At 54.3% G+C, this 18,820-nt stretch carries 16 protein-coding genes and 3 pseudogenes; 10 read left to right on the top strand and 9 right to left on the bottom strand.

From position 1 onward, the window contains the following. Nucleotides 1-245 precede the first annotated feature (245 nt). The 3 genes and pseudogenes from KQP88_RS25435 to KQP88_RS01580 all read left to right on the top strand — a co-directional run. Nucleotides 246-2,546 (top strand): annotated as a pseudogene (locus KQP88_RS25435) (RHS repeat-associated core domain-containing protein); the annotation flags it as partial. Continuing rightward, a complete protein-coding gene (locus tag KQP88_RS01585; RefSeq protein ID WP_216704660.1) occupies nucleotides 2,543-3,013 on the top strand; it encodes a hypothetical protein in 471 nt (156 codons plus the stop codon). The pseudogene KQP88_RS25435 and the gene KQP88_RS01585, both read left to right, overlap by 4 nt. A 171-nt stretch (nucleotides 3,014-3,184) precedes the next feature. Then, nucleotides 3,185-3,415 (top strand): annotated as a pseudogene (locus KQP88_RS01580) (hypothetical protein); the annotation flags it as partial. 89 nt (nucleotides 3,416-3,504) lie between these two features. Here KQP88_RS01580 and KQP88_RS01575 read toward each other — a convergent pair. Further along, a complete protein-coding gene (locus KQP88_RS01575; RefSeq protein WP_095067314.1) occupies nucleotides 3,505-3,717 on the bottom strand; it encodes a DUF6124 family protein in 213 nt (70 codons plus the stop codon). A 320-nt stretch (nucleotides 3,718-4,037) separates the two neighbouring features. Here KQP88_RS01575 and KQP88_RS01570 point away from each other — a divergent pair. The 5 genes and pseudogenes from KQP88_RS01570 to KQP88_RS01550 all read left to right on the top strand — a co-directional run. Then, nucleotides 4,038-6,338: pseudogene (locus KQP88_RS01570) on the top strand (RHS repeat-associated core domain-containing protein); the annotation flags it as partial. Continuing rightward, nucleotides 6,335-6,805 (top strand): hypothetical protein, encoded by a 471-nt coding sequence (locus KQP88_RS01565; RefSeq protein WP_216704659.1) that lies wholly within the window; start codon nucleotides 6,335-6,337, stop codon nucleotides 6,803-6,805. The pseudogene KQP88_RS01570 and the gene KQP88_RS01565, both read left to right, overlap by 4 nt. Before the next feature lie 126 nt (nucleotides 6,806-6,931). Continuing rightward, nucleotides 6,932-7,402: a hypothetical protein gene (locus tag KQP88_RS01560; protein ID WP_216704658.1), complete on the top strand. Its 471-nt coding sequence runs from the start codon at nucleotides 6,932-6,934 to the stop codon at nucleotides 7,400-7,402. A gap of 27 nt (nucleotides 7,403-7,429) precedes the next feature. Then, nucleotides 7,430-7,900, top strand: coding sequence for a hypothetical protein (locus tag KQP88_RS01555; protein ID WP_216704657.1), 471 nt, complete (start codon nucleotides 7,430-7,432; stop codon nucleotides 7,898-7,900). A gap of 104 nt (nucleotides 7,901-8,004) precedes the next feature. After that, nucleotides 8,005-8,475 (top strand): hypothetical protein, encoded by a 471-nt coding sequence (locus tag KQP88_RS01550; protein WP_216704656.1) that lies wholly within the window; start codon nucleotides 8,005-8,007, stop codon nucleotides 8,473-8,475. A 712-nt stretch (nucleotides 8,476-9,187) separates the two neighbouring features. On the opposite strand, the gene KQP88_RS01545 is transcribed toward KQP88_RS01550, so the two are convergent. The 7 genes from KQP88_RS01545 to KQP88_RS01515 form a co-directional block, all read right to left on the bottom strand. After that, on the bottom strand, nucleotides 9,188-10,207 hold the full coding sequence (locus tag KQP88_RS01545; RefSeq protein ID WP_216704655.1) for an ABC transporter substrate-binding protein: 1,020 nt from the start codon (nucleotides 10,205-10,207) through the stop codon (nucleotides 9,188-9,190). A 52-nt stretch (nucleotides 10,208-10,259) separates the two neighbouring features. Next, on the bottom strand, nucleotides 10,260-11,126 hold the full coding sequence (locus tag KQP88_RS01540) for an ABC transporter permease (protein ID WP_216704654.1): 867 nt from the start codon (nucleotides 11,124-11,126) through the stop codon (nucleotides 10,260-10,262). A gap of 40 nt (nucleotides 11,127-11,166) precedes the next feature. Then, nucleotides 11,167-12,051 (bottom strand): ABC transporter ATP-binding protein, encoded by an 885-nt coding sequence (locus KQP88_RS01535; protein WP_253950537.1) that lies wholly within the window; start codon nucleotides 12,049-12,051, stop codon nucleotides 11,167-11,169. Between the two features lie 16 nt (nucleotides 12,052-12,067). Continuing rightward, nucleotides 12,068-12,964: a TauD/TfdA dioxygenase family protein gene (locus KQP88_RS01530; RefSeq protein ID WP_216704653.1), complete on the bottom strand. Its 897-nt coding sequence runs from the start codon at nucleotides 12,962-12,964 to the stop codon at nucleotides 12,068-12,070. A 194-nt stretch (nucleotides 12,965-13,158) separates the two neighbouring features. Further along, nucleotides 13,159-13,941, bottom strand: a complete 783-nt coding sequence (locus KQP88_RS01525; RefSeq protein WP_216704652.1) for a MetQ/NlpA family ABC transporter substrate-binding protein — start codon at nucleotides 13,939-13,941, stop codon at nucleotides 13,159-13,161. A gap of 221 nt (nucleotides 13,942-14,162) precedes the next feature. Continuing rightward, nucleotides 14,163-15,095 carry a sigma 54-interacting transcriptional regulator gene (locus tag KQP88_RS01520; protein WP_025258064.1) on the bottom strand — a complete coding sequence of 311 codons (933 nt, stop codon included), beginning with the start codon at nucleotides 15,093-15,095 and terminating at the stop codon, nucleotides 14,163-14,165. A 97-nt stretch (nucleotides 15,096-15,192) separates the two neighbouring features. After that, nucleotides 15,193-15,774: an alpha/beta hydrolase gene (locus tag KQP88_RS01515; RefSeq protein WP_200993569.1), complete on the bottom strand. Its 582-nt coding sequence runs from the start codon at nucleotides 15,772-15,774 to the stop codon at nucleotides 15,193-15,195. A 397-nt stretch (nucleotides 15,775-16,171) separates the two neighbouring features. On the opposite strand from KQP88_RS01515, the gene KQP88_RS01510 reads away from it, so the two are divergent. Together KQP88_RS01510 and KQP88_RS01505 are read left to right on the top strand one after the other, a co-directional pair. Continuing rightward, nucleotides 16,172-17,164 (top strand): AraC family transcriptional regulator, encoded by a 993-nt coding sequence (locus KQP88_RS01510; protein ID WP_200986323.1) that lies wholly within the window; start codon nucleotides 16,172-16,174, stop codon nucleotides 17,162-17,164. Nucleotides 17,165-17,416: 252 nt separating this feature from the next. Further along, a complete protein-coding gene (locus tag KQP88_RS01505; protein WP_095067320.1) occupies nucleotides 17,417-18,091 on the top strand; it encodes an Abi family protein in 675 nt (224 codons plus the stop codon). Between the two features lies 1 nt (nucleotide 18,092). On the opposite strand, the gene KQP88_RS01500 is transcribed toward KQP88_RS01505, so the two are convergent. Continuing rightward, complete coding sequence (locus tag KQP88_RS01500) at nucleotides 18,093-18,803, bottom strand: Crp/Fnr family transcriptional regulator (RefSeq protein WP_216704651.1); 711 nt, start codon at nucleotides 18,801-18,803, stop codon at nucleotides 18,093-18,095. Nucleotides 18,804-18,820: the final 17 nt, after the last annotated feature.

Raw genomic sequence — 18,820 nt, 5'->3', positions numbered from 1 at the left:
ACTGGTGACCATCCCAAAACCGGCGCACTCGAAAGTGCCCCGCACAAAGCCGCCATAAACGAAGCTTGCGCTGGGATTGGTCAAACAGGCTGCTAAACCCGACCGCTGATGTTCAGCGACGGATGCAGCCTAGAGCCCGGAATACCCCTGCGCAAGGGCTCAGGATTCTCTCGGAAACTTCATGCAGAGGAAAGGGAAAAGGGTGTCGGACCAAGTGATTGGAGGCAGGGTTTTCGTTAGCGAACGTAAACAATTACCAATGGGACGCTGCCAACCGCCTGGCACAGGTGACCTTGCCCGGCGGTGCCACCCGCGCCTTCACTTACAACCCGTATGGCCGCGTCACCGCCGAGCGCGATGAGCTGGGTCGCATCACCCGTTACGAATACGCCGACAACCTGCACCTGGTCAGCCGCCGCATCAATCCCGACGGCAGCCAGTTGCGCTACCGCTACGACAACTCGCGCCTGCTGCTGACCGAAATCGAGAACGAACGTGGCGAGCGTTACCACCTCGATTACTACACCAACGGCCTGATCCAGCAGGAAACCGGTTTCGACGGTCGCCGCACCGCGTATGAATACGACCTCAACGGCCAGTTGCTGAAGAAAACCGAATTCGGCGATGACGACAGCGAGCTGGTCACCGAGTACCAGCGCGATGCTGCTGGCCGCCTGTTGGTCAAGACCCTGCCCGACGGCGAACAGATTCACTACAGCTACGACGCCCTTGGCCGCCTGGTCAACGTCGACGACGGCCACTGGCCGCTGGCCTACGAATACGACCTGCAAGACCGCCTCATCACCGAACACCAGGGCTGGGGCACGCTGCGCTACGAGTACGACAGCGTCGGCCAGCTCAAACACTGTCGCCTGCCGGATGGCAGCAAGCTGGACTACCACCATCATCGCGGCGGGCAACTGAGCAGCATCGACCTCAACGGTTCGCGCCTGACGGCTCACCAGTTCAGTGGCGGACGGGAGCGGCAGCGCCAGCAGGGTCTGTTGCTCAGCCAGTATCAGTACGACGAACAAGGTCGCCTGCAGGCTCACAGCGTCAGCCAGCAAGATCGCAGCCTGTTCCATCGCCGCTACGCTTACGATGCCAACGGCAACCTGGCGGGGATCGATGACAGCCGCAAGGGCAATCGCAGCTTTCACTACGACCCGCTGGACCGCCTGATCAACGTCCGTGGTGCCACGCCGGAAAGCTTCGCCCACGACCCGGCCGGTAACCTGCTGGGCCAGGGCGATTTGCCAACTGCCAACCTGGCCAACGTCAAGGGCAACCGCCTGCTGATGCAGGGCGACCGTCATTACGACTACGACGCCTACGGCAACCAGATCCGCGAACGTCGCGGCACCGGACAGAAACTCGTCACCGAATACCGCTACGACGCCCAACATCGCCTGATCGGCGTCAGCCTGCCGGGCGGCAGTACCGCCACTTACAAATACGACGCCTTTGGCCGCCGCATCGCCAAGACCGTCGACGGCCACACCACCGAATTTCTCTGGCAAGGCGAACGCCTCGTCGCCGAAAGTGCCGAGAACCGCTACCGCAGCTACCTCTACGAACCCGGCAGCTTCCGCCCGCTGGCCATGCTCGACGGCGAAGGCCCACGCAAAGCGACACCGTTCTACTACCAACTCGACCACCTCGGCACGCCACAGGAGCTCACCGACTACAGCGGCGAGATCATGTGGTCCGCCAAATACCGCGCCTACGGCAACCTCGCCGCGCTGGACGTCGCCGAAATCGACAACCCGCTGCGGTTTCAAGGTCAGTATTTCGATGCGGAAACGGGCTTACATTACAACCGGCATCGCTACTACAATCCGGGGACTGGACGGTTTTTGACGCCTGACCCGATCAAGCTGGCGGGTGGGTTGAATAACTATCGGTATGTGCCTAACCCTACGGGGTGGGTGGATCCGTTGGGGTTGAGTGATAGCTGTCCGGGATCAGGAACCGCTCTTCCCAATAACACTGCGAATGCGACGAAGCCTGATCGTATACCCATGACTCAGGAAAAGTACGATGAGGTAATCAACCTTGAAAGAGGAAATAGGCCTCCTGATACTCGCGAATATCTGCCAGAACAATATGTAACCATGCACGAAGAAGCCTTCCGGCAGCAAGGAGGCTCGTTTGTTGTTATCGATGACTGGATTGAGCGCTCAACGTATCCAACGTTCCCCCCTAGAAAATTCGTAGGCTTGCCATCCGAAATGGATGCCGTAGTCGCCAAATACAAAGCAAGCGGCAATAACTGGGAGGTACTTAATAGAGAGTTAAACCTTGGCACAGAAGATCTTTCCAAGGTCAAAATCTATCTCGTAAAAATCAAACCTGATGACCCTAGGTTTAAATATGAAATTCCAAATGGAAATGAAGCCGGTGCTTATCCAAAAGAGTGGGTTCCCGGAGGTGAAACAAAAAGTGGCACAAAGGAAGCGGCACTAATTGGATCAGAAAAGATCGATCACGGCTCGGACATGAAAAAACTATTGAGTCAGTTTGATGACTGGGAGCAACTTCAATGAAAAGCAACTTTGAAACAGCCTTAAACAGAGATGAGTTCCCAGACTACTTTAAAGGGAATGGCATATACTTTACGAGAGATCCCGACTGGGGTACTCAGCTACACATTAGAAACTGGCAAGGGCTTTGTGGTTTTCTCAAAACACATAAAACCCCAGATTCAGTATTAAAAGAGGCATTCGAGAAATATTTAAACACTGTGAATACCGACCTAAAGGATGCAGATGACCTCTTTGAAAACATCGGTTGCTATTACTACATGCGTAAAAAACATCCCGTCTTATCCATAGATGGATTTGATCTGATTCTTGACCTATCTAGCGAACAAAAGAAAAAAATATCGGGCATCATGACTTTCCTACGCCAAGAATTGACAAAATCCAATAAAGCGGAGGATATCGAGCATTATAATCGCCGTATGAAAAAGCTCATCAATGATGGCGGCCCTCAAGATATAGAGAATCTCTAAAGGGCGATGCATCTACTTGCCTTTGCCAACTGAGTAACTCTCTGTATCGATAGCATAGAGCAATGGCTGGATTCGACTGATCCCTTATACGACCCAGCCACACAAGTACCGTACTTCGTAGACTGTTATTCCTTTTGAGTTAGTGAGCGCAGGGAGAAATTGGTAGCAGCTCACTACGAATACACCGACAACCTACATCTGCTCAGCCGACGTATCAATCTGGACAGCACCCAGTTGCGTTACCTCTACGACAACTCGCGTCTGCTGCTGACCGACATCGAGAACGGACGTGATGAGCACTACAAACTCGATTACTACGCCAACAGCCTGATCCAGCCGGCAAACGGCTTCGACCCACGTCGCACCGCTTATGGATGTGACCTCAACGGTCAATTGCTGAAGTAAAGTCGAATTCGAGATTTTTCTGAACAATATGTGCGAGCAAGGCTGCCCTCACTCGCACCTTCACACTGGTACTGGTCACTCGTATATCAACGCACCTCCACGCGCGCCAAAGACCGTTCCAGTTCCGTCTTGGCCATGCCAATCAAATGCACCACCGAAAACGCCAAATCACGTTTGGGGCCATTGAGGCTGTCGCCGGTTTCGTATGCAGTGGCAGCAGCGCAACGCAGCAGATCACTGACATGCAACAAGGATTCTTCAAGCGTTATTTGCGGTGGATCGGGGATTACTTTAACCATTGGGACAATCTCCATCAGACCACCCAGGCCCGCTGCTAAACGTCCAAGGGTGGCGGCTTTGATACGGGTTAGCAGACCGGTGACCATCCCAAAACCGGCGCACTCGAAAGTGCCCCGCACAAAGCCGCCATAAACGAAGCTTGCGCTGGGATTGATCAAACAGGCTGCTAAACCCGACCGCTGATGTTCAGCGACGGATGCAGCCTAGAGCCCGGAATACCCCTGCGCAAGGGCTCAGGATTCTCTCGGAAACTTCATGCAGAAGAAAGGGAAAAGGGTATCGGACCAAGTGATTGGAGGCAGGGTTTTCGTTAGCGAACGTAAACAATTACCAATGGGACGCTGCCAACCGCCTGGCACAGGTGACCTTGCCGGGCGGTGCCACCCGCGCCTTCGCTTACAACCCGTATGGCCGCGTCACCGCCGAGCGCGATGAACTGGGTCGCATCACCCGTTACGAATACGCCGACAACCTGCACCTGGTCAGCCGCCGCATCAATCCCGACGGCAGCCAGTTGCGCTACCGCTACGACAACTCGCGCCTGCTGCTGACCGAAATCGAGAACGAGCGTGGCGAGCGTTACCACCTCAATTACTACTCGAATGGCCTGATCCAGCAGGAAACCGGTTTCGACGGTCGCCGCACCGCGTATGAATACGACCTCAACGGCCAGTTACTGAAGAAAACCGAATTCGGTGACGACGAAAGCGAGTTAGTGACCGAGTACCAGCGCGACGCGGCCGGCCGCCTGCTGGTCAAGACCCTGCCCGACGGCGAAGAGATTCACTACAGCTACGACGCCCTTGGCCGCCTGGTCAATGTCGACGACGGCAACTGGCCGCTGGCCTACGAATACGACCTGCAAGACCGCCTCATCACCGAACACCAAGGCTGGGGCAAGCTGCGCTACGAGTACGACAGCGTCGGCCAGCTCAAACACTGTCGCCTGCCGGACGGCAGCAAGCTGGACTACCACCACCATTGCGGCGGGCAACTGAGCAGCATCGACCTCAACGGTTCGCGCCTGACCGCCCAGCAGTTCAGTGGCGGTCGGGAGCGGCAGCGTCAGCAGGGTCTGTTGCTCAGCCAGTATCAGTACGACGAACAAGGTCGCTTGCAAGCGCACAGCGTCAGCCAGCAGGATCGCAGCCTGTTCCAGCGTCGCTACGCCTACGATGCCAACGGCAACTTGGCGGGGATCGATGACAGCCGCAAGGGCAATCGCAGCTTTCACTACGACCCGCTGGACCGCCTGATCAACGTTCGTGGCAACACACCGGAAAGCTTCGCCCACGACCCGGCCGGTAACCTGCTGGGCCAGGGCGATTTGCCAACTGCCAACCTGGCCAACGTCAAGGGCAACCGCCTGCTGATGCAGGGCGACCGCCATTACGATTACGACGCCTACGGCAACCAGATCCGCGAGCGTCGTGGTGCTGGCCAGAAACTCGTCACCGAATACCGCTACGACGCCCAACACCGACTGATCGGCGTCAGCCTGCCGGGCGGCAGTACCGCCACTTACAAATACGACGCCTTTGGCCGCCGCATCGCCAAGACCGTCGACGGCCACACCACCGAATTCCTCTGGCAAGGCGAACGCCTCGTCGCCGAAAGCGCCGACAACCGTTATCGCAGCTACGTCTACGAACCCGGCAGCTTCCGCCCGCTGGCCATGCTCGACGGCGAAGGCCCACGCAAAGCCACGCCGTTCTACTACCAACTCGACCACCTCGGCACGCCACAGGAGCTCACCGACTACAGCGGCGAGATCATGTGGTCCGCCAAATACCGCGCCTACGGCAACCTCGCCACGCTGGACGTCGCCGAAATCGACAACCCGCTGCGCTTTCAAGGTCAGTATTTCGATGCGGAGACAGGGTTACACTACAACCGGCATCGCTACTACAATCCGGGGACCGGACGGTTTTTGACACCTGACCCGATCAAGCTGGCGGGTGGGCTGAATAACTATCGGTATGTGCCTAACCCTACGGGGTGGGTGGATCCGTTGGGGTTGAGTGATAGCTGTCCAGGATCAGGAACAACGCTTCCCAACAATTCGGCGAACGCAACGAAACCTGACCGGATTCCCATGTCTCAGGCTAAGTACGATGAAGTGATCAATCTCGAGAGAGGAAACAGACCCACTGACACGCGCGAATATCTGCCAGAATCATATGTAACGATGCACGAAGAGGCATTCCGGCAGCAGGGAGGCTCGTTTGTTGTTATCGATGAGTGGATCGAACTCTCGAAGTATCCTACTTTCCCGCCTAGAAAATTTGTAGGTCTACCATCCGAGATGGATAAAGTAGTCGCCAAATATAAAGCGAGCGGCGGTAACTGGGAGATACTTAACAGAGAGCTGAATCTTGGCACGAAAGACCTCTCTAACGCCAAAATTTATCTCGTAAATATTAAACCTAACGACCCTAGGTTCAAATATGAAATCCCAAATGGCAATGAAGCAGGCGCTTATCCTAAAGAATGGGTTCCTGGAGGAGAAACCAAAAGTGGAACGAAAGAAGCCGCACTGGTTGGATCAGAAAAAATCGACCACGGGATGGATATGAACAAGCTTTTGAGCCAGTTTGATGATTGGGAGCAACTTCAATGAGAAGCAATTTTGAAACTGCCTTAAACAGAGATGAATTCCCGGACTACTTTAGAGGAATTGGCACATACTTCACAGCAGACCCTGACTGGGGAAATCAGCTACACATCATGAACTGGCAAGGACTCTGCGGCTTCATTAAAACACAAAAGACCCCAGACACAGTACTAAAAAATGCTTTTACAAAGTACTTGGACACAGTCAATATTACTCTAAAAGAAGCAGAGGACTTATTTGAAAATATAGTTTGCTATTACTATATGAAAAAGAAAGTTCCTGCCTTATCTACAAATGGATTCGACCTGATTCTTGATTTACCAAGCACACAAAAACAAAAGATATCCCAAATCATGCGTTTTCTACGACAAGAGCTATCCAAAGCTGACAAAGCTCAGGACCTAGAGCTTTACAAGCGGCGCATGGCAATACTCATCAGGGATGGTGGCCCTAAAGACATAGAGAATCTTTAGAGCATCCGGAATTTATATAATTCTGTAACACGCGAGTCTCCCAACAGAAGAAACTTGGAGTATCGCCTGACAACCTGCAACTTCAAATAAATCACCAAGCCAATTTGAAGACTGGGAAAAGTTTCAATGAAAACAAAATTTCAGACTGCACTAGAAAAAAACGAATTCCCTGAGTTCTTCAAAGGCCAAGGAGAATACTTTTCAAGGGATCCAGACTGGGGTGACCACCTGTATATAAATAACTGGCAAGGTTTATGTGGCTTCCTAAAACAGAAAGAACAGCCAAATAATATACTGCTAAAAGCATTCAACGAGCACTTGCAATCATTGCAAATCACCTACAAAGATGCAGATTCCGTATTACTCAATATAAGCTGCTACTATTCAATGCGAGTAGATACTAGTTTCATGTCTGCTGATGACTTCGACTTAATACTTGCTCTCGACTCTGGCAGCAAAAAAATAATAGGCGAACTGTTCAGACTGCTTCGTAGAGAATATGATATACATAATGCCGGCAGCCCCGTAATCAGCTTCGATCAATTTCTTTCCGAAATAAAGGATAATGGTTGCAAGATAGACTTAGAGAAGCTGTAAAAAGATATCTTACTCTGGAGCATTTCCGTGACAACCTCTTTTGAAATGGCTTTAGACAGACATGAAATTTCGGAGTTCTTCAAAGGAAAGGGTATTTACTTTGCAAGAGGCTCAGACTGGGGCGACCATTTATACGTAAGTAATTGGCAAGAAATGTGCAGTATTCTCAAAAAGCAAAAGCCTGCACAGAGTCTATTGACAAATCTATTTGAAGAGTATTTGAGGTATCTCGAAGAGTCATATAGTGATGCCGAGAGTCTGCTACGTAACATCTCGTCATACTATACGCTTAGAAAGAAAATCTCATTTTTATCTGACGACGATTACGATTTAATCGAAAGCGTCGATAAAGACAGTAAAAAAACCATTGGCAAGATGTTTCGTTTCTTGAGAAAAGAGTACGATATAAAAAACAAAGACCTGCCGAATTACACACTTGACCAAGAAATTGAAACATTTATAAAGAGAGGATGCACTACAGATCTTGAGGCTCTGTAAGCCACATGCAGCGTGCATCGTTATTAGTGAATCCGCATTCAACTCTATAATGGGCTACAACAAGTCAGAGAGCGCAAGAACGCTGACGACTGGAAAAAACCTCAATGAGAAGTAATTTTGAAACCGCCTTAAACCGAAATGAATTCTCAGACTATTTCAGGGGGCTAAAAAATTATTTCTCTCCTGACCCTGATTGGGGTACTCAGCTGCACATTAGAAACTGGGCGGGACTCTGCAGCTTTCTCAAAACACACAAAACGCCCGATCTAATATTGAATAATGCTTTCAGCAAATATCTAGATACAGTGACCATCAGCTTGCAGGATGCAGAAGACCTATTTGAAAACATAGGCTGCTATTATTATATGCGCAAAAAATCTCCTGCCTTATCCGTCAACGGATTTGACCTACTTCTTAATTTACCAGACGCACAGCGTCAAAAAACATCCGAAACCATAAGTTTTTTAAGACAAGAGCTAACAAGATCCAATAACACTCAGAAGATAGAACTCTTCAATCAGGACATGGAAAGATTGATCAGCGATGGAGGTCCTAAAGACCTAGAGAATCTTTAGAGGCAATGCATTTATCTAATATTTCAGATTACCTCCTTTGAAGTCAGATAGCACAGGCGAAACAATAAAATGCTGAGCGATGACCAAGCACGTGAATCATTAAAAACCCTAATAATTAAATATCTAAAAAACAAAGACCCGGAAGCTGATCGACTCATAGGTTTCGTGGAGGAACGCTCACGCCAAGTTCCAATTAGAGGTGTACTGGAGCGTATAAAAAATTACGACCACCCGCCATTTACCAAACAAGAGCTAGAGATAATCGAAGATATGTTGTACGCGTATGGCTAATATATTTATTTCAAAGCGCCTCTTGAAGAACAGGTTCATGGCCTGTTTTAAAAAATTCTGATTTTTTTCAAAGGGAGTTGAAGGCGACAGCCTTGACGCAGGTTAGCAGACCGGTAGAGAACACAAGACCCGGTGCATCCGAAGATGCCCCACGCAAAGCGGTCATTTCAGTGACCGAATCAGCCTATGCGCCAGAATTCAGAGGCGCAAGGGCTTGGGCTTTTCCAGGGAAGTTCATACAGAAGAAAGAGCAAAATCGGCAGGCAAATGACTTCGCTGGCGGATTTGTTGAGAGCTGCGTAGGAGCGAATTCATTCGCGAGACATCATTGAAGGCGATACATTTTCTTTGAATGTACAGGCCTATCGCGAATGAATTCGCTCCTACCACTAATGCCAACTAATTAAGCTTGTGGGATTTATCAACTACCCGACCCACCATGAGCTTCTTCGAAGAAGTAATCCCTCCAGCTTGCAGCCTTGTTTTTCAACACACCCAGCTCATGCAGTTTTTCGGCGTAGATGAAGGTGCGTTGCGGCGTGATGGTGAAGTCGATTTCAGGGTCGGAGACGATTTTCTCTACAAGCGGCAGCGCCAGTTTGGACTGCTCGACACGGATATAAGTCTTGGCCGCTTCCGCTTTGTCAGCCTTGATGATTTTCTCGGCCTCGGCCAGCGCGGCGTAGAACGCTTTGTAGGTCTTTGGGTTTTCGTCGTGGAATTTTTCGGTGGTGTAGAGCACGTTGAAGGTGGCCTGGCCACCCAGTACGTCGTAGCTGCTCAGCACTTTATGCACGTTGGGGTTTTCCAGCGCCTGGTACTGGAACGGCGGGCTGGAGAAGTGCGAGTTGATTTCCGAACCACCGGCAATCAGCGCCGAGGTGGCGTCAGGGTGTGCGAGGCTGACGGAGATGTTGTCGAATTTCTTGAAGTTCTCGTTTCCGAACTGTTTGGCCGTCTCGATCTGCAAGGTACGCGACTGGAAGCCTACACCTGCCGCCGGCACTGCGATGCGGTCCTTGTCGGTGAAGTCTTTCAGGGTTTTGACGTTCGGGTTGTTGGTCAGCAGGTAGTTGGGCATGGAGCCCAGCGAGGCAATGGCCTTGACGTTCTGCTTGCCCTTGGTGCGGTCCCAGATGGTCAGCATCGGCGGCACGCCTGCCGACACCACATCCAGCGCACCGGCCAGCAGCGCTTCGTTCATGGCGGTAGCGCCGGAAATGCTGTTCCAGTCGACCTTGATGTCCAGGCCTTGCTCTTTACCGTGCTTTTCGATCAGTTTCTGATCACGCACTACATCCAGAATCAGATAGCCGATGCCGAACTGCTGGGCGATGCTGATCTTGCCTTCGGCTTGTGCGCCACCGCTGAGCAGTGCGCCTGCAAGCCCCAATGCTGCTGCCAGTGCGGTAAGTGCCGGGCGTTTGAAAGAAGTAACCATGAAACCCTCACAAAAATTCGAAAGACGATAAGAAACCAAGCGTTCCATGCACTTAACGCTGCATGCCCCAGCGCTTGACTGTCAGGCGCTCGATATTGGCAAACAGCAGGTTTTCCACCAGCAGGCCGATAAGAATCACCGCCGCCAGCCCCGCAAACACTTTGTCGGTATACAGCTCGTTACGGTTCTGGAAGATGTACCAGCCCAGACCGCCCTTGCCTGAGGACGCGCCGAAGACCAGTTCGGCCGCGATCAGGGTGCGCCAGGCGAAGGCCCAGCCGATTTTCAGGCCGGCGAGAATCGAAGGCAGCGCCGCCGGAATCAGGATGTGCCAGACAAAGCGCAACCCCTTGAGGCCATAGTTGCGACCGGCCATGCGCTGGGTTTCCGAGACACCGAGGAAACCGGCATAGGTATTGAGCGCCAGCGCCCAGAGCACCGAATGCACCAGCACGAAGATAAGGCTATTCTGCCCAAGCCCGAACCACAGCAGCGCCAGCGGCAGCAGGGCAATGGCAGGCAGCGGGTTGAACATCGCGGTCAGGGTGCTGAGCAGGTCACGGCCCAGTTGGGTCGAAACCGCGAGGGTCGTCAGGCCGAACGCGAGGACAATGCCGATCACATACCCCTGGATCAGTACCTTCAGGGAGATCCAGACTTTGCCGGGCAATTCACCGGTGATGATGCCGTCATAGAACGCCGTGGCGGTCTGCAGAAAGCTGGGCAGCAGAAGGTCATTGTTCTGGATACGTGCGGCGACTTCCCAGAGCACGGCCAGCAGGACCATGATCACACTCTTGCGGACCCAGCCCAGTTGCCAGATGCGTTGGGCCAGGGGGATATCGCGCACCAGATCCTTCTGGGTGAAGGGCTCCAGCGCGACTTCGTATTCTTCACGAACGGGGGGTGAAAGACTCATGTCGGGTTCTCTGTTGTCATGTTGAGGCGCTTAACAGGCCTCAATAAGCGATGCGGATATCCTGGAAATTCAGCTCGGACTCGGCCTGGCCACCAGCTTCGTTTTCATCGAACAGCAAGCGGTGAATACGCTGTGCCGTTTGCTGAAAACCGACGCCACCGAGGCTTTTCAGGTCGTACTGATGGCTGTTGATTTCCGCCCGCACACGGCCCGGATGAGGTGACAGCAAGAGGATGCGGTTGCCGACCACCAGCGCTTCTTCGATGGAGTGGGTCACGAACAGCAACGTGAAACGCACTTCTTCCCACAACTCCAGCAGTTCTTCCTGCATCTTGCGGCGAGTCAGGGCATCAAGCGCCGCAAAGGGCTCATCCATCAGCAGGATTTTCGGTTGCATCGCCAGGGCACGGGCAATCGCCACACGCGCTTTCATGCCGCCGGACAAGGTGTGCGGGTAGGCGTCGGCAAAGGCACTGAGGCCGACCTTTTCCAGGTAGTAACGCGCACGCTCCAGGGCTTCGGGACGCTTGAGGGTGCGCGAGGCCAGCAGCGGAAAGATCACGTTTTCGATCACGGTCTTCCAGGGTGGCAGTTGGTCGAACTCCTGGAACACCACGATCCGGTCCGGGCCAGGCTCTTTGACCTGAACGCCCGCCAGACGAATCTGCCCTTCGCTGGGCTGAATGAACCCGGCCACGGCCTTGAGCAAGGTGGACTTGCCGCAACCGGAAGGGCCGAGCAGTACGAAGCGATCCGCCGGATCGACTTCAAAACTGACTTGGTGGGTGGCCCGCACGACCCGCTCGGGGGTGCGGTATTCAAGACTCACGTCCTGAACTTTCAACAAGGCCTCAGTGGCATGCTGAGTGGCCTGTTGCGTGTTTGTACCTTCGCTAGCCGTATGGCTTTGCACTACAGCATTCATGACCAATTCCCCTGAATCAAAACGGCGCATCGCCTTGAATGGTGGTGCGATACAACTTGCGTCGCAGATGTGCCGGGCAACCGGCTGCCAGATGGATCAGGGAGCGGTTGTCCCAGAAGACCATGTCGTGTGGCTGCCATTGGTGACGGTATATATGTTCGGGACGGGCGCAGTGGGCATAGATCTCGGTCAGAAGCTGGCGGCTTTCGTCTTCCGGCAGGCCCACGATGCGGGTCGTGAAGTTCTCACTGACGAACAATGCCTTGCGGCCGTTTTCCGGGTGGGTGCGCACGATCGGGTGCGTCACTTCCGCGACCTGGGCCAACTGCTCTGGCGTCAGGGTCGGACGCCAGTTGGCGGCGTTGTCACCATCCAGATAGCGGGAGGTGTAGCTGTGAACGGCTGAACGCCCTTGGACCGCCTCGCGCAGATGCTGCGGCAGGGTTTCCCAGGCCAGGTGCATGTCCGCGAACAGCGTGTCGCCGCCTTCGCTTGGCAGTTCCTGGGCGTAGAGCATCGAGCCCAGACTCGGCAGTTCCTTGTAGGACAGGTCCGAATGCCAGTACTTGCCAGCATCGCCCAGCCCCACAGGTTGGCCGTTCTCGACAATGTTGGAAACGATCAGGATTTCCGGGTGATTGGCCAGCAGGAACTGCTTGAGCACATGGATCTGCAACACGCCGAAACGGCGGCTGAAATCGATCTGTTGCTGCGGAGTGATGTGCTGGTCGCGAAACACGATCAGGTGGTAATCAAGATGCGCTTTGTGCACACGAGCGAAATCGGCGTCATTGAGGGTTTTGGACAAGTCCAGCCCGACGATTTCCGCGCCCACCTTGCCGGTGAATGGACGCACCTCGAACTGTTGCTCTGCGGCTTGGGTAGACGATGAAGCGAGGGCGGCTGCGGACATATAGGCTCCGACTCCAAAACATGTAGATGAATATAGAGGCAGAACTTTATAGGTATAAGAAACTAAATTTAAATACCGTTATGGCATATTCATAGCGCGGAATGAGCTAGCAGGCTTCGCGGCTGAAGCCGCTCCCACAGAAAACTCCGTAGAAGCGGCAGCCGGGAAAGGGTATTACCGTATCCGGTCGACAATCAGAACGCTGGCAATACCGCGCCGTCGTACTTCTTGTTGATGAATTCCTTCACTTCAGGGCTGGTCAACGCCTTGGACAGCTTCTGGATAGCGTCGCTATTGGCGTTGTCTTCACGAGTTACCAGGTAGTTCACGTATGGCGAATCGGAGCCTTCGATGATCAGCGCATCCTTGCGTGGGCTCAGCTTGGCTTCCAGCGCGTAGTTGGTGTTGATCAGAGCAAGGTCAACCTGGCCCAGCGAGCGCGGCAGCAAAGCCGATTCCAGTTCGCGGAACTTCAGTTTTTTCGGGTTGGTCGCGATGTCTTTCAGCGTCGACAGCGCGTTGGTCGGATCCTTGAGGGTAATCAGGCCGCCCTTCTGCAGCAGAAGCAGCGCACGGCCGCCATTGCTGGCCTCGTTCGGAATGGCAACGGTTGCGCCTTCAGGCAGGTCGGCCAGCTTCTTGTACTTGGAGGAGTAAGCACCGAAAGGTTCTACGTGAACGCCGACGCCGGTCACCAGTTTGGCGCCCTTGCCCTTGTTGAAGCCATCCAGATAAGGCTTGGTCTGGAAGTAGTTGGCGTCCAGACGCTTCTCGTTGAGCTGCACGTTAGGCTGCACGTAATCGGTGAAGACCTTGACTTCCAGATCCACGCCTTCCTTGGCCAGGGTTGGCTTGATCAGCTCCAGAATTTCAGCGTGTGGGACAGGTGTCGCGCCAACCACCAGTTTTTCGCCAGCCTGAGCCAGGCCAATGGAAAGCGCAGCCGCCAGAGCGGTCAACAACAAGGTCTTTTTCATGCAATGTCCTTAGGAAAATCAAAGTCGTGGAAAACGACAGCTCACCAATGTGTTGCCCGCGATGCAGAGGCTATCGGGGGCATGGAGCGGACATTACCGGGCTTTCTTATTCCTAGAAAAGATTTTTTTGATAAGTCCTTATACCTGTTTGATTTCACCCACCGTCTCGCAAGCAAAAAAAACGCCCCATAAGGGGCGCAGGACAAAAACAGGGCGACGTTTCAATCCTTGGACTGAATACGCTCCAGCAGGCGTTTTACGGCCAGAAGCTGTTCTTCCTTGGCATCCACCAGTATCTGCCCCACCAGCCGCTCGACCTCAGCAACCGGATTGGTGCTTTGTGGCAGGTTCAGGTGCTCCGGCAGAATCTCTTCGCCACTGCTGACCAGCAGCGCAAAGTGAATGACGTTTTCCAGCTCACGTGTATTGCCGGGCCAGCTGTGGGATTGCAGGGCATGCTGCGCCTCATCGCTGAGCAACTGCACCGGCAGGTTCAGGCGCTGGCTGTAGATGCCCACGAAGTATTCCGCCAACGGCAGGATGTTGCCGGGCTGTTCGCGCAAGGCCGGCAGATCGAGCCGCCCTTCGCTCAGATAGTGATAAAGCCGCTCGTGAAACTTCCCGGCTTCTACAGCCTGGGCCAGGTCGATACTGGTTGCAGCCACCAGCCGCACATCAACGGGGCTGGGTTGATGTGCGCCGACGCGGGTGACTTCATGGTTTTCCAGCGCCGACAGCAGCTTGATCTGAATCGGCAGCGGCAAGTCGCCGATTTCATCCAGATACAGCGTGCCGCCATTGGCCGACCCGAACCAGCCAGCACGGCTGCTTCCCGAAACGCTGTGGGCGCCTGCGGCATAGCCGAACAACTCCGCATCGGCGTAGGACGGGCTGATGGCACCGCAGTTGACCGACACAAACAGCCCGGAGCGATCACTGCCACGGTGAATGTGCCGCGCCAGCAATTCCTTGCCGGTGCCGGATTCGCCGCGAATCAGAACCGGCAGCGAGCGCGGAGCCAGCTGTTCCATTTCTTCGCGCAACTGACGAGAACGTGGATCGATGAATACCAGTGCTTTGGCGCGGATACTGAGGGGACTCTTGTCCGCCTCAGGGAACGTCAGCAGCGGCTGACCAAAATTTTCAAGGCTCATGACAAACTCCCGCCTGAGCCTTGCCAGACTCAAGCGTTAAAAACAGGCAGACCCGAAATGGCCCGACGAAAACGTAATATGGCCGCCAGGTATGAACTCATGCCCGACGACGTGCGTGCTGTTCCAAACGATTCTGCAGGCGGTACAGGTAAGCGAACCCCTGCTCCCAGCGTTGATGACCCGACTTGACGTTGATGTGCCCCGCCTGACTCAGGAACCCGACTTCCGCGCCCCAGTTGCGAGCCATTTCCAGGGCACGCTGGGAGCTGACGGCAGGGTCGTTGTCCGAGCTGACGATCTGCGTCGGGAACGGCAGGAGGTCTTGGGGAATCGGTGCAAAATTACGTAATGCAGGCGGGCAGTTGGGGCGCTCCACATCGGCAGGGGCCACCAGCAGCGCTCCATGCACCTGACGCAAGGACTCCAGCGGAGCCAGTTGCGCCCAATGCGCAACCGTGATGCAACCCAGGCTATGAGCGATCAGGATCACCGGCGTGTCTTGCGCAGAAATCATGCGCTGCAACTCGCCAATCCAGTCTTCACGACGCGGCTTGAGCCAGTCGTACTGCTCGACGCGCGCGCTGTTGGGGAGACTGGCCTGCCAGTGACTTTGCCAATGATCCTCAGGCGACCCTTGCCAGCCTGGCACGATCAGGTAACGGATCGACTCGTTATGCATGGGTTCGCCTCCTGCATGTGGGCACTCATGAAACGAGTATAGGGAGGAAACTTATATCCGATAAGGAATAAGTAGCTATTTATTAATAACCAAAACAAATATGAGACACAAAAAAAAGGAACCGCCCCCTGTCTCAAGGACGATCCCTCTAAAAATTGCTTTCAGGAAGGAAGATAAACCCGACGGGTTACAGGAAAGCTACAGAGGATGAACATCACAACTGGCTCGATCACCACCGTCCTCATATGACTCGTTATGCATTCAGTCAGCCAGCACTTGCACAATTGTCATAAATGCTTCCATGCTCTGACTTCGGTATCGGGCAAAGGAGTTGCCATCGATACCTGTCGGCACCGCCCGGCGTGAGTAACAATCGATGACAGGAAGGGTCGTTCATATGCCCGAGTCAAACAGCTTTGCCACCTGGACCCGCGCTTTGCGCAAACAACTCGATGTCTTGGGCCTGGACAGCTTTGCGCTGTGCAAGGACGCCGGACTCGATCCCCACCTCATTGACGCTCCCAACGCCGAATACTCACCAGACGCAACCCGTCGGCTCTGGCAACTGGCGGTTGACGCCAGCCATGATCCGGCACTGGGCTTGCGGGTCTCGCGCTTCGTCAGCCCGACCACCTTTCATGCGCTGGGCTACACGCTGGTGGCCAGCGAGTCCTTGCGGGAAGTATTCGAGCGCATCGTGCGCTATCACTCGATGGCCGATGACGCACTGGCCTTGAGCTTCAAGCGAGTCGATGAGCACTACGAGCTTCGCTTCAATACACCGGCAGGCGCTGCGGCACCCGCCCATGAAGTGCTGGATGCCTTTGCCGCCATTTATGTGCGCACCTGCCGTAACCGGCTGGGCCGCAACTATGCACCGCTAAGCGTCCACTTGCAGCGACCCGCACCCGCCAATCCCCAACCCTGGCAGGACTTCTTCCGGGCGCGGCTGTACTTCTCGGCAGCAGAAAACCTGCTGACATTCGCGTGCGCCGACTTCGACAGCCACCTGGACGACAACCCTTCGCAACTGAGCGAAGCACCCCGCAACGGCGAACAGCTCCAGCCACTGATCTGGGAGCAGCGTGTACGCTCGGCCATCGAGAATCTGCTACCGGAAGGAGAACCCTCGGCCGAAAGCATTGCCCAGGCCTTGAATCTGAGCCCGCGCAGCCTGCAACGGCACCTGGCCGACGAAGGCTGTCGTTATGACCTGCTGCTCAAGCAATGTCGCCAGAACCTGGCACTGCTGCACATGAGCGACCCACAAGTCTCACTGAGCGAAGCCGCCTACCTGCTGGGCTTTGCCAATATCGACAGCCTGAACCGCGCCTTCAAACGCTGGACAGGACAGACACCGGAGCAGTATCGCAATGAGTTGGCGAGGTGACTGCCGGACTCCAGATCACCTGCCTCCGCGCTGATCAGCCAAATGACAAAACCATGAAAACCTCACAGCACATCACAGCGACCAGGCATGGAGAGGTTGGAAATTTGCTGGTAAATTCAGCGCCGAAAACGAAAAAACCCACCGTGAGGTGGGTTTTTCGTGAACTACTTTCATATGTCCGCGGGTGGAGGCTTTCGCCCTCGTTTCCCTCGGCTAGTGAACGGAATATAAGGATATTCACCGTTGTCGTCAATGCTTGCTCAACCTGTCGCGCCAGCTATCCGCCTCGCTTTGTCACCCGCAAGATTTGCAACCTACGAAACCGCAGCAGCGGCAGCCGGGCTTTCCTGCGAGGATGCGGTAAAACTCTACGCCTGGAACGCGCACGTTTCTAGCGCCTTACTGACCCCACTCCACATTTGCGAGGTAACTGTACGCAATGCCGTATCGGATGCACTGAAGTTGGTCTATGGAAATCACTGGCCTTGGGATAAAAATTTTGAAAACAGTCTCCCTGTCTCCAAAGGATACGGCTACCAGCAACGTCAGGATCTGATCGACACACGTACCCGTTGTCGCACCACAGATCGAATTGTTGTCGAGCTTAAATTCGTGTTCTGGGAAAAAATGTTGACGAGCCGCCACGACCAACGGATCTGGAACACGCACCTCTTTTCCCTGTTCCCCAACCTGGACCAGACAAAAACGGTATCTACTCAAAGATTGAGACTGGCAACGGATCTGGAAGCAATCCGCCTGCTACGCAACCGGATTGCGCACCATGAGCCGATATTCAGACGAAACCTGGCCAACGAATTTTCAAAGGTACATGACTTGGTGGAAGCACGATGCATGGTATCGGCTGCCTGGATGATGAGTGAGCAACAGGCTCTTGCTGCAATCCAGGCAAAACCGTTTTCGACATGAATCAGCCCAACACCCTGGTCCGCGAAAAATTGGCAACCTTGCGCAACGCGACCACATCGAAGACTTCCACCTGCTCATCGCCAAGACGCACGATCTTGCGTTGATGCAAATCGTCGAGGGCTTCGAGTACGTCAGGTCGGGACAGCGACAAGGTGTCCGTGGCAAGGATGTCGTCCAGCGTGACAAGGCGTCGTGCGTGGCTCAAATGACCATAGCCTTCGCACAGCAGCAACAGGCGCCAGGCCACGCGGGCACGGGCGGGCAGTTGCTTCATTTTCTCGGTGCCGGGCAAGGCCAGGCCCAGCTTGTGGCTGAGCAATGCCTCGAAGTAACGCCAGTGCTGCGGGTTCTTTTCGAGCCACTGGACGAGTGTTTCATGGGGGATCTGCAGGAAGATCGTCTGATCCACCGAGTAGGCATCCAGCATGCGGGGCATGCCGTCGAACAATGAAACTTCGCCAAACCAGTAAGGCGGCCGGACTTCCTTGAGCCGTGGCGCCAGGCGCTGTTCGTCAATGCCACCCATGCGCACAGAGCCTTCGAGCAGGACATAAAGCCCGCACGGAGGGTCGCCTTTTTCAAACAGCAGTTTGCCGGGTGTCTTGCGCCGCTGCCGAGCGGCGTCAAGCAAGCTATCCTGCAAGTCGGCAGGTAAATAGGTAAACCAGTAATCGGACAGTAATCGTGACCGCCATCCCGCTCCATTTGTCATGTTTGCTCCCTTTTTTT

This window comes from Pseudomonas lijiangensis (genome assembly GCF_018968705.1).
GTDB lineage: Bacteria > Pseudomonadota > Gammaproteobacteria > Pseudomonadales > Pseudomonadaceae > Aquipseudomonas > Aquipseudomonas lijiangensis.
Note: the sequence above shows the minus strand (reverse complement) of the source record. Positions and strands in the feature narration are given on the sequence as shown.

Bases quoted from the DNA above. Each gene is read 5' to 3' on its own strand.
- KQP88_RS01585 (WP_216704660.1), top strand. From the start codon at position 2,543: ATGAAAAGCAACTTTGAAACAGCCTTAAACAGAGATGAGTTCCCAGAC.
- KQP88_RS01575 (WP_095067314.1), bottom strand. From the start codon at position 3,717: ATGGTTAAAGTAATCCCCGATCCACCGCAAATAACGCTTGAAGAATCC.
- KQP88_RS01565 (WP_216704659.1), top strand. From the start codon at position 6,335: ATGAGAAGCAATTTTGAAACTGCCTTAAACAGAGATGAATTCCCGGAC.
- KQP88_RS01560 (WP_216704658.1), top strand. From the start codon at position 6,932: ATGAAAACAAAATTTCAGACTGCACTAGAAAAAAACGAATTCCCTGAG.
- KQP88_RS01550 (WP_216704656.1), top strand. From the start codon at position 8,005: ATGAGAAGTAATTTTGAAACCGCCTTAAACCGAAATGAATTCTCAGAC.
- KQP88_RS01545 (WP_216704655.1), bottom strand. From the start codon at position 10,207: ATGGTTACTTCTTTCAAACGCCCGGCACTTACCGCACTGGCAGCAGCA.
- KQP88_RS01540 (WP_216704654.1), bottom strand. From the start codon at position 11,126: ATGAGTCTTTCACCCCCCGTTCGTGAAGAATACGAAGTCGCGCTGGAG.
- KQP88_RS01535 (WP_253950537.1), bottom strand. From the start codon at position 12,051: ATGAATGCTGTAGTGCAAAGCCATACGGCTAGCGAAGGTACAAACACG.
- KQP88_RS01530 (WP_216704653.1), bottom strand. From the start codon at position 12,964: ATGTCCGCAGCCGCCCTCGCTTCATCGTCTACCCAAGCCGCAGAGCAA.
- KQP88_RS01525 (WP_216704652.1), bottom strand. From the start codon at position 13,941: ATGAAAAAGACCTTGTTGTTGACCGCTCTGGCGGCTGCGCTTTCCATT.
- KQP88_RS01520 (WP_025258064.1), bottom strand. From the start codon at position 15,095: ATGAGCCTTGAAAATTTTGGTCAGCCGCTGCTGACGTTCCCTGAGGCG.
- KQP88_RS01515 (WP_200993569.1), bottom strand. From the start codon at position 15,774: ATGCATAACGAGTCGATCCGTTACCTGATCGTGCCAGGCTGGCAAGGG.
- KQP88_RS01510 (WP_200986323.1), top strand. From the start codon at position 16,172: ATGCCCGAGTCAAACAGCTTTGCCACCTGGACCCGCGCTTTGCGCAAA.
- KQP88_RS01505 (WP_095067320.1), top strand. From the start codon at position 17,417: ATGCTTGCTCAACCTGTCGCGCCAGCTATCCGCCTCGCTTTGTCACCC.
- KQP88_RS01500 (WP_216704651.1), bottom strand. From the start codon at position 18,803: ATGACAAATGGAGCGGGATGGCGGTCACGATTACTGTCCGATTACTGG.